The sequence below is a fragment of the Pantoea alfalfae genome, from assembly GCF_019880205.1.
Classification (GTDB): domain Bacteria; phylum Pseudomonadota; class Gammaproteobacteria; order Enterobacterales; family Enterobacteriaceae; genus Pantoea; species Pantoea alfalfae.
Genome location: NZ_CP082292.1, coordinates 748,720 through 760,387 on the forward strand (window position 1 = coordinate 748,720; position 11,668 = coordinate 760,387).

The window sequence follows — 11,668 nt, forward strand, 5'->3', positions numbered from 1 at the left end:
TCAGGAGAAATTATGAATCTGGATGAAATGGTGGGGCTTAGTGTAAAGCATAATGCCGCCGATCTGCACCTTTGCTGCGGACATTTGCCCTACTGGCGGCGGCAGGGAAAGCTGGAGGTCATTTCGCAGCAGGGCCCGCTTTCTGCCGCCTGGATGGCAGAGTTTATGACCCGCTGGCTCAGTGACCCGCAGCGGCAGGCGCTGGAACGCGCAGGGCAGCTCGACTTCGCTCTGAGCCTGGCTGGCGGTCAGCGTCTGCGTGCCAATCTGTTTATGCAGCGTAACGGCCTGTCACTGGCGCTGCGCATCATCGCCACGACGAGCCCGACGCTGGAGAGCCTGCAGCTGCCCGCCATTGTGCCGACGCTGCTGGAGCAGCAGGATGGCCTGATTCTGGTGACCGGTGCGACCGGAAGTGGTAAATCGGCCACGCTGACGGCGCTGGTCGATGCGCTGAACCGCCAGCAGGCGCGTCATATCATTACGCTGGAAGATCCGATTGAATTTATCCATCACAGCCAGCAGTCGCTGATTCAGCAGCGCGAAATCGGCCTGCACTGCGATTCGTTCTCGCTGGGGATAAAGGCGGCGCTGCGTGAAGATCCCGACGTCATCCTGCTGGGTGAGCTGCGCGACAGCGACACCATCCGTCAGGCGCTGACGGCGGCGGAGACTGGCCATCTGGTACTGGCGACGCTGCATACTCGTGGCGCGGCGCAGGCGGTGGATCGGCTGGTGGATGTCTTCCCGGCGGAGGAGAAGCAGCTGGTGCGTACGCAACTCGCGGGCAGCCTGAAAGCAGTGATTGCACAGCGGCTGGTAACCTCAGTGGCTGGATCGCGGATTGGACTGTTTGAGATACTGATCGCCACTCCGGGTATCACGAATCTGATCCGGGAAGGCAAGATGCATCAGATCCCCGCGCTGCTGCAGACCGGCGCACAGGCCGGTATGCAGACGTTTGAGCAGAGCCGGCTGGCGCGTCAGGCAGCCGGTCTGATTGAGTAAGCCGATCAGTAATGGTTTTCGAACCAGTCCTGCAAAATGATGGCAGCAGACTGTGAATCGACCGAGCCTTTGTTGAGGGCGCGATAACCGCCGCGCTCAAACAGGCCAGCACGCGCCTCTACCGTGCTGAGCCGTTCATCCTGCAGCTCTACCCGGATGCCAAAGCGACCGTGCAGGCGGTTGGCAAATTTACGCGCGCGGTCAGTCAGCGGCTGCTCGGTACCATCCATATTCAGCGGCAGGCCGACGACGACAAAATCGGGCTGCCACTCTTTCAGCAGCTTTTCGACCACCAGCCAGTCCGGGATACCATCCTGCGCTTTAATCGCGGTCAGCGGACGGGCACTGCCCGTGAGTTCCTGACCTACAGCGACACCAATACTTTTAGTGCCGAAGTCGAAACCTAACAGAGTCTGAGTTGACATCAGGCGTGTCCCGCGTCGCTGGCCATGTTGTGAATATCGACGCCAATACTGCGCGCCGCTTCGCGCCAGCGCTCTGAAATCGGCGTCTGGAACAGGATATTGCTGTTAGCGGGCGTGGTCAGCCAGGCATTTTCCATCAACTCATTTTCCAGCTGATCTTTTTCCCAGGCGCAGTAACCCAGCGCGACCAGCACATTGGTGGGCTGAGACGCGGTGCCAATCGACTCCAGCACGTCACGGGAGGTAGTGATAATCGTATTATCTGAGACGCGAATGCTGGAGGTAAACGTGCGTTGTGCTGAGTGCAGAATAAAGCCACGATCTTCCGCCAGCGGACCGCCGGTAAACACCGGTTTATCCAGCCTGATGGCCGGGTCGCGATCGTCAGCAGGGATTTTCAGCTTCTTCAGAATGCCTTCAACCGTCAGGTTTTCCATGGGTTTATTGATGATCAGTCCCATTGCACCCTCTTCGTTATGTTCGCAGAGATAGACCACGGAACGTTTGAAGAAAGGATCCTGCAATGAAGGCATGGCAATCAAAAAGTGATGTTGTAAATTCATTCTCACACGATGTACCAAAAAAATAACCGGCACGCGACGGCCGCACCGGTATTGGGTTGATCACGGAGCCACGCCCCGGCTTCTTGCTCAGCCCAGGCGCTTCTCAATGGCATCCATCAACATGCCGGTGATGGAGATCGGGAACGCAGCCTCAATTTCACGAATGCAGGTTGGGCTGGTCACGTTAACTTCAGTCAGTTTATCACCGATGATGTCGAGACCGACAAAAATCAGTCCTTTTGCTTTCAGCGTTGGGCCTACACGGCGCGCAATTTCCCAGTCGCTTTCGCTCAGCGGACGCGCTTCACCGCGACCACCGGCGGCGAGATTACCACGCGTTTCACCACCCTGCGGGATACGCGCCAGGCAGTAAGGGACCGGTTCGCCATCTACAACCAGCACGCGTTTGTCGCCTTCTTTAATCGCCGCAATGTAGTTCTGTGCCATGCAGAAACGGCTCTCATGCTCGGTCAGGGTTTCGGTAATCACACCAAAGTTAGGATCGTCTTTCTTCACGCGGAAGATAGAGGCGCCACCCATGCCATCCAGCGGCTTCATGATGATGTCGCCATGCTCCTGCCAGAAGTCACGCAGCTGCGCTTTGCTGCGGGTCACCAGGGTGTCAGGCGTAAACTCGGCAAACCAGGCGGTGTAGAGCTTTTCGTTACAGTCACGCAGGCTCTGCGGTTTGTTCACGATCAGTGTACCCAGCTCTTCTGCGCGCTCCAGAATGTAGGTTGCATAGATGAACTCGGTATCGAATGGCGGATCTTTACGCATCAGCACCACGTTCAGGTCAGCCAGCGGGATCACCTGCTCGCTGCCGAATTGATACCAGTTGTCAGGATTCTGCTCGACGGTCAGCAGACGGGTGCGGGCAGAGGCCACGCCACCGCGCATGGAGAGATCGTGCATCTCCATGTAGTGAATTTCGTAACCGCGGCGCTGTGCTTCCAGCAGCATAGCGAAGCTGGAGTCTTTTTTAATATTGATGGACGAAATAGGGTCCATCACGATGCCAAGTTTAATCATTATTATCTCCTCGGTGAGGCGGTGTTTACCGCCTCGTCTGGTTCGGTCTGCAGTGGGCCGATCGGTCAGGACATCATGCCTGCGCTCTTTCCGCTGAAAGTATCGCTTAACCCAGGTCGCCAAACCTCACCTGAAGTGCCGTAATGGCCGTCAGCGCGGTGGTTTCGGTACGTAATACCCGTGGGCCAAGCAGAATGTCAGTAAAGTCGTGCTGGGCCGTCATCGCAATTTCGTCCGCAGACAAACCGCCTTCAGGGCCAATCAGCAGCCGTACCCGCTCAACAGGCTGTGGCAGCGTATTGATGCTGTGACTGGCGCGCGGATGCAGGTTGAGCTTCAGACCGCTGTCAGCCTCTGCACACCAGGCTTCCAGCGTCATCGCTTCACGAATCTCCGGCACGCGATTACGGCCACACTGTTCGCAGGCGGCAATAGCAATTTTCTGCCACTGCTGGATCTTCTTCGCCAGACGTTCAGCATCAAGCTTTACGCCACAGCGCTCGGAAAACAAGGGTGTAATGACATTCACGCCCAGCTCGATCGATTTCTGGATAGTGAATTCCATTTTTTCACCGCGCGACATCACCTGACCTAAATGCAGATGCAAAGGTGACTCGCGATCGTCCGGCTGGCTCTCTGTGAGCGATACTTTTACACGCTTTTTATCAACATGCGTGATCTCTGCTGCAAAAGTCAGATTAGTGCCATCAAAGAGTTCCAGACGCTGGCCTGCCGTCATCCGGAGTACCCGGCCCACATGATTGGATGCATCTTCATCCAGGGTAATTTCACTGCCGATCTCTAATGGCCCGGCGTGATAGATGCGAGGTATGCGCATAAGGTTCCTGAAACCGGACGCCGCACTGCAGCGGCGTCATGGGAAAAAAAGCTAGTGTAGGGCAGGGATTTTAGCGCTGGCAAGCCTGCTGCACATAAGGATTGTGATTGCCCTGAACCTTTGCAATGCGCTGATCGCGTTCACACTCCCACTTTGTGACGGGATAGAGCTTGTCCCAGGCGGTAAACAGCTGCGTCTGCTGGCGCGAAATGCGCAGATGGTACTGATCGCGCATGTAGAAATAGGTTCGGGCAATAGCTCCCCGCGCCCGTGCGGGTGGCTCCGCCTGTTTGAGTTTAAAGTCGATCTTCATCTCACACTGGCCGTACTGCTTCTCGCTACCGTTCCATTGACTGTAGGCGAAGTTACCACGGTCACCATTCACTTCACCCACTGCAGGCTGAAGGTTATGCAAATCTGTTTCGATGCGGCGATAGTCGGGGTCCTTGCTGCAGTTTTTGCGGCCTCCGTCCTGCCAGCACTGACGCTGATGACCAAACTCCCAGGCCGGCATCACATGTTCCCACTCAATGCGCCCGGCGCGATTGGCGTTCCTGCGCACCTGATAACCACAGCTGTTGAGATCGGGAATGCCCTTTTTGCCCTGCCACTGAATCTTACAGCCACAGTAGAATGAACCCGGCGCATCGGCGTTAATCGCCGCCGCAAAGGTTTTAGCCTGCTGGAAGTTATTTTGATGATAGTTATTCAGATTAAGGGCGTCAGCGGCAGGTGCAAATAGCAGCGCAACCGCCAGACTTAGTATGCGAGACATATTCCAGATTTCTTCCTGGTACGAAAAAGGGCGGCAGGTTAACAGAATGTGGAATAGGGCGGAATGGGGATTGTTCTCAGGAAGCGACAAACTCGCCTGCGACCAGCAGGCTGCCACAGTGCACGCAGCGATATTCACTTTCTTTACGCAGAACACGATTGTGGCGGCGAACCGTCAGCTGATGCTGCTGGCACTGGCAGCGGTAAGCAAAGGTGTTACTGCGTACGGAGGCGATCTCAAACTGATGGGTGCGCCGTGCCGGAACGCCCAGAACCTGCTCCATCATCCACTTCCACTCTTTGCCGTGTGGTGCGACGCGGCCAAACTGTTTCCACACCAGCAGATGCGCCAGCTCATGCGGCACCACTTCATCGATAAATGTCTGCTGATTTTCCAGCAGCAGCACCGGATTGATGCGGATCTCCCAGGACGCCAGCCAGGCGGTGCCCGCCGCCGTACCGCGCTGCTGGTAAAGCAGCTTCGGTTCCGGATAATGGGTTTTCAGTGCCAGATTTGCACGCTCAAGCGACTGGCGCAATGAGCGCATTACGGCCTGCTGCAGGGCAATGGGGAGACGAGGTGTTTTCATGGCGCTCAGAATAATCGCCGTCGTCCAGGAACTCAACGTTACCCGTGAAAACGACAGCGCAGCGACTATACTCTTTCGCCAGTTTCGATCCATACGATCCACCGCGGGAGAGTGGCCAGGAGTGTCCCTGCTATTGGCTGAAATTTCTGGATTAAATATGGTTACGGCCTTTTTTAGAATATCCTGTTGCTAATGTTCACAGCAGAGTGAATGGATCAGAAGCGGAAAGCACAGTGTACGGACAACGCAATGAAAAATAATAACATCAGGAAACAGCGCATTGTGCTGGTTACCGATCTCATGGCTGGCCGCGGCGGTATGGAGAATGTGACCTGCCAGCTGATTACCGCCCTCAATAAGGAATCCGGAACGGAAGCGGGGCTGTTTATTATCAACAGCGGAGAGGAGAGCCTCTCCCGCGCCTGGACTGCCAACGCCGTTTTATCAGAGAGCGTCTGCACGCTGCGGAATAAGAAAATAAAAAATCTTATTCACACGCTGAGAATGGCCGCCTTCTTTCGTCGTTATCAGCCTGATCATGTTCTGACCCTCAACACCATTCCCTGTCTGATGACGCGCCGGGCCATTACGCTCTCAGGACGTAAAATCATGTTGTCGAGCTGGATGCACCTGCCACCGCGTGAACGCTATCGCCCACATTATCTGCTGCGGGCCGATCACCATTTTGCCATCAGTAAGCAGATTAAAGAGCAGTTGGTGGAGTTAGGTGCACGCGCCACTGACGTGGACGTTATCTACAACCCGATCAGGCGTAATGACGTGGTTATCGGCAGGCCGCAGGGGCTGAAGTTTCTCTATATCGGCCGCGTCCATTTTCAGCGGCAGAAACAGCTTAAAGATCTGTTTGATGCGTTAAAGCATCTGGATGCGCCGTGGACGCTGGAAATTGTCGGGGATGGGGAAGATCTGACGCAATGTCAGCATTACGTGTCGGAACTCGGCATTCAGGATCGTATCACCTGGCATGGCTGGCAGGAGAACGCCTGGGAGTATGTCATCCGCCATATCAGACAGGTCACCTGTCTGCTCATGACCTCGAACTTTGAAGGCTTCCCGCTGATCCTGCTGGAGGCGATGTCACGGGGCGTCTACTGCGTCTCATCCGACTGCATCAGTGGCCCGTCAGAAATTATTCAGAACGGTCTCAATGGTCAGCTCTACCCCACCAATGACAGCATGGCGCTTGCCGCTATTCTCAACGCCATGAGCCGGGATTACCCCTTTCCCGATCATCAGGTTATTAAAGCGAGCATCACCGGTTTTTATGAGGAAAATTATATGAAGCACCTGATGAGTGCATTTAACCGTCTGACTGAGGTTAAGCATGACAAATAAAAGCAGCCGTAATGGATTAACGTTAATGGTTAATGCTTCAGTTGTTGCGCTCTGTCTGGCGCTGTCACTGAATATGTTTGTTTCCGGCCTGCCGCAAAAAATATTTTATCTGGTCTCTTATCTCTCCGTCGCGTCTGTGTTGTATGGCGTAGTGCGCAAGCGAGTAGCGTTTAAAGAGAACGGTTTTTATGTCGTCCTGTTTGCTGTGCTGATTATCTTTGCTCTGATCCGTCTGTTCTGGGCAATACACACAAAGGGGATTGAGACCGCGCCCTCAAACGATGCCATCACCAATATCAGCAACTATCTGCTGGGGGCGAAGCGGCTGTTGCTGGGCGCCTTTGTGCTGCTTAGTCTGGCGATTTATGGCAATCGGGTCTCTGCAACCACGCTGCGTATTGGAAAGGTGTTAATTCTGGTCGGTCTGCTGATTACGCTGGGCTTTGGTATTCATGAGCATCTCTATACCGAGAATATCCGCATTAAGCTCACCACCGAAGCGGCCTCCATGTCCTCCTACATGATTCTGTTTATCTACTGCGCCTGGCTGTGGCTGAGCCGTTACGAGACGCACAGATACTGGAAGATTGCCGACATCGCCGTACTGGCGGTGACCTTTGCCTTGCTCTACCTGTGCGGCACCCGCGTAACGCTGATTGCGCTGATTGCCGTGGGGCTGCTGTTCCTGTTGCAGACCTGGCGGCTGTCGCTGCTGACCAACTGGCGGATTAGCGCACTGTTAGTAGGCGTACTGGCGGTGCTGATCCTGATGACCAGTAACCGTTGGGTGGAAGGCGTGCAGGACATTGAGAACTACGGATCAAACAGCTCGACCTCTCTGGGCGCACGTGTCGCGATCTGGGGCGGGGCGGTCAACTTTATTGAGCATCATGGCAGTTTTGCGACGCCGGATGCGCGCACTACCGAGGCGCGTCAGTTCATCATGGCGCACTATCCACTGAATGTTGAAGGCTACACCAACGTTAAATACAACATGCACAATGAGTTTCTGGAAGTAACCACGCTACAGGGCTGGCTGGGTACGCTGTCGCTGGTGCTTCTCTATCTGACTGTGGCTGGCGGCATGCTGAAGAAGTGCGATCTGCGCGGCGTGGCGCTGCCAATGCTGGCACTGTTTATCTGCGGATTAACCGATTCGGTACTGCCGTATAATCAGACCGTCACCATTTTCATTATGGCGCTGGCGCTCTGCTGCATACGTCAGCCATTGCCGGCAGGGCGAGTTAACACGCTGTAATCCTGTATTGAACAAATAAAAACGGCGGGGTTTCCAGAGAAACCCCGCCGTTTTTTTTACCGCGTTTTATCCGGTAATGTTAATCGCGTGAACCGATGTCACGCAGTTTTTTACCTGCCATCAGGTTACGTTCGATGTGCTCCAGTGAGACGTTTTTGGTCTCCGGGATCAGCATCAGCGTCAGCAGAATAAAGAACAGGTTAAGCAGTGCGTAGACCCAGAAGGTGTTCGCGTTGCCCAGCGTATTCAGCATCGTAAGGAAGGTCGCACCCACGATCATGTTTGCGATCCAGTTGGTGGTTGTGGAAACCGTGATACCGAAGTCGCGGCCTTTCAGCGGCTGAATTTCGGAACAGAGTACCCAAATCAACGGACCGGCTGACATCGCAAAACCAACGATGAACATCAGCAGCATACCTACTGCGAAGTACTGCGCGCCCGCAGAGTGGATACCGAAATGCAGCATCGTACCCAGCACGCCCATACCGGCTGCCATCACCATAAAGCCCAGAATCAGCGTAGGTTTACGGCCCCAGCGATCCACCAGACCAATAGCGATGAAGGTGGCCAGTACGTTGACCAGACCCACAATCACCGTGCCCCACATCTGCTGGGTGGTGTTGGTAAAGCCCGCGATTTCGAAGATTTTTGGCGCGTAATACATGATAACGTTCATACCGGTAAACTGCTGCATGACCTGCAACAGGATGCCGAGATAGACCGCACGACGGAAGTGGCTGCTGCTGGTGAACAGACCCCAGCCAGACTGCTTGACCTTCAGACTTTCACGAATCTCTTCCAGCTCACGTTTTGCCTGCTCACTGGTATCACGCAGACGATCCAGTACACGTTGCGCATCGCGGAAGTTGCCTCGCGCCGCCAGCCAGCGTGGGCTGTTTGGCAGGAAGAAAACACCAACCAGCAGCAGCAGTGCCGGAATGGTGATAATGCCCAGCATCCAGCGCCAGTTGCCGGTAAAGCTGAAGGCGGTATCAGTAAGGTAAGCACCCAGAATACCGATGGTGATCATCAGCTGGTAAAGCGAAATCATACTGCCGCGAATTTTTTCCGGAGCGATCTCAGAAAGATAAAGCGGGGCAGTATAAGAGGCGATACCCACTGCCAGGCCCAGCAGAACGCGGGCGCTGATCAGCATTTCCGGGTTCGGCGACATTGCCGACCAGAGTGAACCGATAACGAACAGAATCGCACCGGCCATCAGGCTTTTTTTACGCCCCAGGCGGGAAGACATCCAGCCGCTGCCGATAGCACCGACCGCCGCACCAAACATCATGGAACTGACGATCCACTCCTGCTGATGAGGAGTAACGTTAAAGTCCTTTGCGATAAACGGCAGGGCACCGGCGATAACGCCGATATCCAGGCCGAACAGCAGTCCCGCAAGGGCCGCCAGAAAGCAGACAAATAAGGTCATCGCCTTATTTGAAGTTCTGCTTTTGTGTGTATTGCCAGGCATGGGAGCCTCCAGGTTTATCCATCATTGTTTTTATCAATGTTAAAAAACCTTTAGCGGGAAAAAAGTGAGTCTGATCACATCAGTGTAATCGCTTACACACGCTGAAACCCTGAAATTCAGCATATTTTTCCCGGAAAGATTAATTAACCAGTGAGGTATAGCACTCATTAAGTTTCTGACAATGCTCTATTTAGTGGCTATCAGACGACGCTGAAAATAACGCATTTTCAGCATAATAACTACGTGCGTTAATTCCTAAATATCAGAAAAACAAAGCATTTCAATTTGTAATCGTTAACATTTTGTCGTCAGAAAAAGCGAAAGGAAGTGTAGCTGAGAATGGAAAATTTGCTTCAGAGTGAAGGAGATGCCGGGCAGATTTATTTTTATAACGTCTGAAGGTCGCCGGGAACTGCGCGAATATGGCGTTCAGTCTGCGTGCGTGAGAAAAAATTCTCTGGTCAGCTGTGGGGCTGAAAAGGCGATAAAAAACCCCGCCGCAGGGGCAGGGTTTTATTAGCAGTCGCTGATCTTACAGGCCAGCTGCTTCACGCAGCAGGGCTGCTTTGTCGGTTTTTTCCCACGGGAAATGTTCGCGACCAAAGTGACCGTAAGCGGCGGTCTCTTTATAGATTGGGTGCAGCAGATCCAACATCTGAATCAGACCATATGGACGCAGGTCGAAGAACTCACGTACCAGCAGCGTCAGCTGTTCGGTAGAGATTTTCTCAGTGCCGAAAGTTTCCACCATGATGGAGGTCGGTTCAGCCACGCCGATAGCGTAGGAGACCTGGATTTCACAACGGTCAGCCAGACCGGCAGCCACGATGTTTTTCGCCACGTAACGCGCTGCATAGGCTGCAGAGCGGTCAACTTTTGACGGATCTTTACCCGAGAACGCACCGCCACCGTGACGCGCCATGCCGCCGTAGGTGTCCACAATGATTTTACGACCGGTCAGACCGCAATCGCCCATCGGGCCGCCGATCACAAAGCGACCGGTTGGGTTGATGTGATATTTGGTTGAGGCGCTCAGCCATTCTGCTGGCAGAACCGGCTTGATGATCTCTTCCATCACCGCTTCCTGCAAATCTTTCTGGCTGATGGATTCTGCGTGCTGGGTAGAGAGCACGACGGCATCGATGCCGACGATTTTGCCATCGTCATACTGGAAAGTGACCTGGCTCTTGGCATCCGGACGCAGCCACGGCAATGTGCCGTTTTTACGCACTTCAGCCTGACGCTGCACCAGACGGTGCGCATAGGTCACCGGCGCAGGCATCAGCACATCTGTTTCGTTGGTGGCATAGCCGAACATCAGGCCCTGGTCGCCCGCGCCCTGTTCCAGTGGATCGGTACGGTCAACGCCCTGATTGATATCCTGAGACTGTTTACCAATCGCGCTTAATACCGCACAGGAGTTGGCATCAAAGCCCATATCGGAATGAACATAGCCGATTTCACGTACGGTTTTACGGGTGATCTCTTCGATATCGACCCAGGCGCTGGTGGTGATTTCACCGCCAACCAGCACCATACCGGTTTTAACGTAAGTTTCGCAGGCCACGCGCGCTTTCGGATCCTGTTCAAGGATTGCATCCAGCACAGCATCGGAGATCTGGTCGGCGATTTTATCGGGATGTCCTTCTGATACGGACTCGGACGTAAAAAGGTGTTTAGCCATTCTGTTCTTTACCTTAAATATGGTTTGAGTACGACTGCATAGCGCCAGTGAGGTTGTCTGACCTGACGCCCCTTCAGGCAAAGCCGCGAGCAGTGAGGTTGTGTCAGCACAGCGGGCCAACACCGCCTGGATAGTAACCTGTTTAGATGGAAAACCATCTGGATGGCTATTTTAGGATAGAGGGGAAACCAATTACCAGCCCTTTTTCTGTTTCAGCATTTAACCTGTTAGCGTTATCGACATAATTTGCTGACACTTCACGCAATTCCCGGATAATCTTTTTGCATTTTAGAGCCGTAAACGGTATAAAACGCCGCTGCTTCGAGAGCAGCAGCAAGAATGACGCTACTCTTTGCGTCGCGCCTGTCGGACTCTGATCTGGCTTTCACCCAGGTTGTTTTCCATGTGCCCCTGGCATATGCGGAGGTGATACAAGTAATGAACCACGCTTTTTCTCTTTCCGGTTCTCTGCGCTGCGGCGTGGCGCTGGCTCTCTCCCGCTTCCCATCTGTTTCTCTTTTCTGCCGACACAACGTCCGATGCGGTAATTTTACCGACACAGGCGCCGGCTAATCTTTATCTCTGCTCAAGCGATTTTGTCTCTTCTCTGCGCCCGCGCAGCGGAACGACACAGATTATCCATGGTCAATAGTGATCGGTTAA

The 11,668-nt window shown here is 54.0% G+C and carries 11 protein-coding genes; 3 read left to right on the plus strand and 8 right to left on the minus strand.

All coding sequences use genetic code 11. The features are described 5' to 3' along the window. Positions 1 to 12: 12 nt before the first annotated feature. Positions 13 to 1,008 carry a type IV pilus twitching motility protein PilT gene (locus K6R05_RS03595; protein ID WP_222925006.1) on the plus strand — a complete coding sequence of 332 codons (996 nt, stop codon included), beginning with the start codon at positions 13 to 15 and terminating at the stop codon, positions 1,006 to 1,008. 5 nt (positions 1,009 to 1,013) lie between these two features. Here the strand turns inward: K6R05_RS03595 and ruvX are convergent, their stop codons facing one another. The 6 genes from ruvX to K6R05_RS03625 all read right to left on the minus strand — a co-directional run bounded on the left by ruvX (position 1,014) and on the right by K6R05_RS03625 (position 5,230). Then, positions 1,014 to 1,433, minus strand: a complete 420-nt coding sequence (gene ruvX / locus K6R05_RS03600) for a Holliday junction resolvase RuvX (protein WP_161732648.1) — start codon at positions 1,431 to 1,433, stop codon at positions 1,014 to 1,016. Continuing rightward, complete coding sequence (locus K6R05_RS03605; protein WP_161732646.1) at positions 1,433 to 1,996, minus strand: YqgE/AlgH family protein; 564 nt, start codon at positions 1,994 to 1,996, stop codon at positions 1,433 to 1,435. The genes ruvX and K6R05_RS03605 overlap by 1 nt, the downstream gene beginning before the upstream one ends. 87 nt (positions 1,997 to 2,083) lie before the next feature. Continuing rightward, complete coding sequence (gene gshB / locus K6R05_RS03610; RefSeq protein ID WP_098052423.1) at positions 2,084 to 3,028, minus strand: glutathione synthase; 945 nt, start codon at positions 3,026 to 3,028, stop codon at positions 2,084 to 2,086. Between the two features lie 106 nt (positions 3,029 to 3,134). Further along, a complete protein-coding gene (gene rsmE / locus K6R05_RS03615; RefSeq protein ID WP_161732642.1) occupies positions 3,135 to 3,866 on the minus strand; it encodes a 16S rRNA (uracil(1498)-N(3))-methyltransferase in 732 nt (243 codons plus the stop codon). Positions 3,867 to 3,936: 70 nt separating this feature from the next. Continuing rightward, on the minus strand, positions 3,937 to 4,641 hold the full coding sequence (gene endA, locus K6R05_RS03620; RefSeq protein WP_161732640.1) for a deoxyribonuclease I: 705 nt from the start codon (positions 4,639 to 4,641) through the stop codon (positions 3,937 to 3,939). Positions 4,642 to 4,717: 76 nt separating this feature from the next. After that, entirely contained in the window at positions 4,718 to 5,230 is a 513-nt protein-coding gene (locus tag K6R05_RS03625) for a SprT family zinc-dependent metalloprotease (RefSeq protein ID WP_161732638.1), read from the minus strand. 210 nt (positions 5,231 to 5,440) lie between these two features. Between K6R05_RS03625 and K6R05_RS03630 the strand changes: the two genes are divergently transcribed. Both K6R05_RS03630 and K6R05_RS03635 read left to right on the plus strand, forming a co-directional pair. Next, a complete protein-coding gene (locus K6R05_RS03630; protein WP_222925007.1) occupies positions 5,441 to 6,586 on the plus strand; it encodes a glycosyltransferase in 1,146 nt (381 codons plus the stop codon). Then, the gene (locus K6R05_RS03635) at positions 6,576 to 7,844 is read left to right on the plus strand and encodes an O-antigen ligase family protein (RefSeq protein WP_262390890.1); all 1,269 of its coding nucleotides are present in this window, start codon (positions 6,576 to 6,578) and stop codon (positions 7,842 to 7,844) included. The genes K6R05_RS03630 and K6R05_RS03635 overlap by 11 nt, the downstream gene beginning before the upstream one ends. 79 nt (positions 7,845 to 7,923) lie before the next feature. On the opposite strand, the gene K6R05_RS03640 is transcribed toward K6R05_RS03635, so the two are convergent. Both K6R05_RS03640 and metK read right to left on the minus strand, forming a co-directional pair. Further along, the gene (locus tag K6R05_RS03640) at positions 7,924 to 9,321 is read right to left on the minus strand and encodes a sugar porter family MFS transporter (protein ID WP_161732634.1); all 1,398 of its coding nucleotides are present in this window, start codon (positions 9,319 to 9,321) and stop codon (positions 7,924 to 7,926) included. A gap of 532 nt (positions 9,322 to 9,853) precedes the next feature. Then, positions 9,854 to 11,005 (minus strand): methionine adenosyltransferase, encoded by a 1,152-nt coding sequence (gene metK, locus K6R05_RS03645; protein WP_010248851.1) that lies wholly within the window; start codon positions 11,003 to 11,005, stop codon positions 9,854 to 9,856. Positions 11,006 to 11,668: the final 663 nt, after the last annotated feature.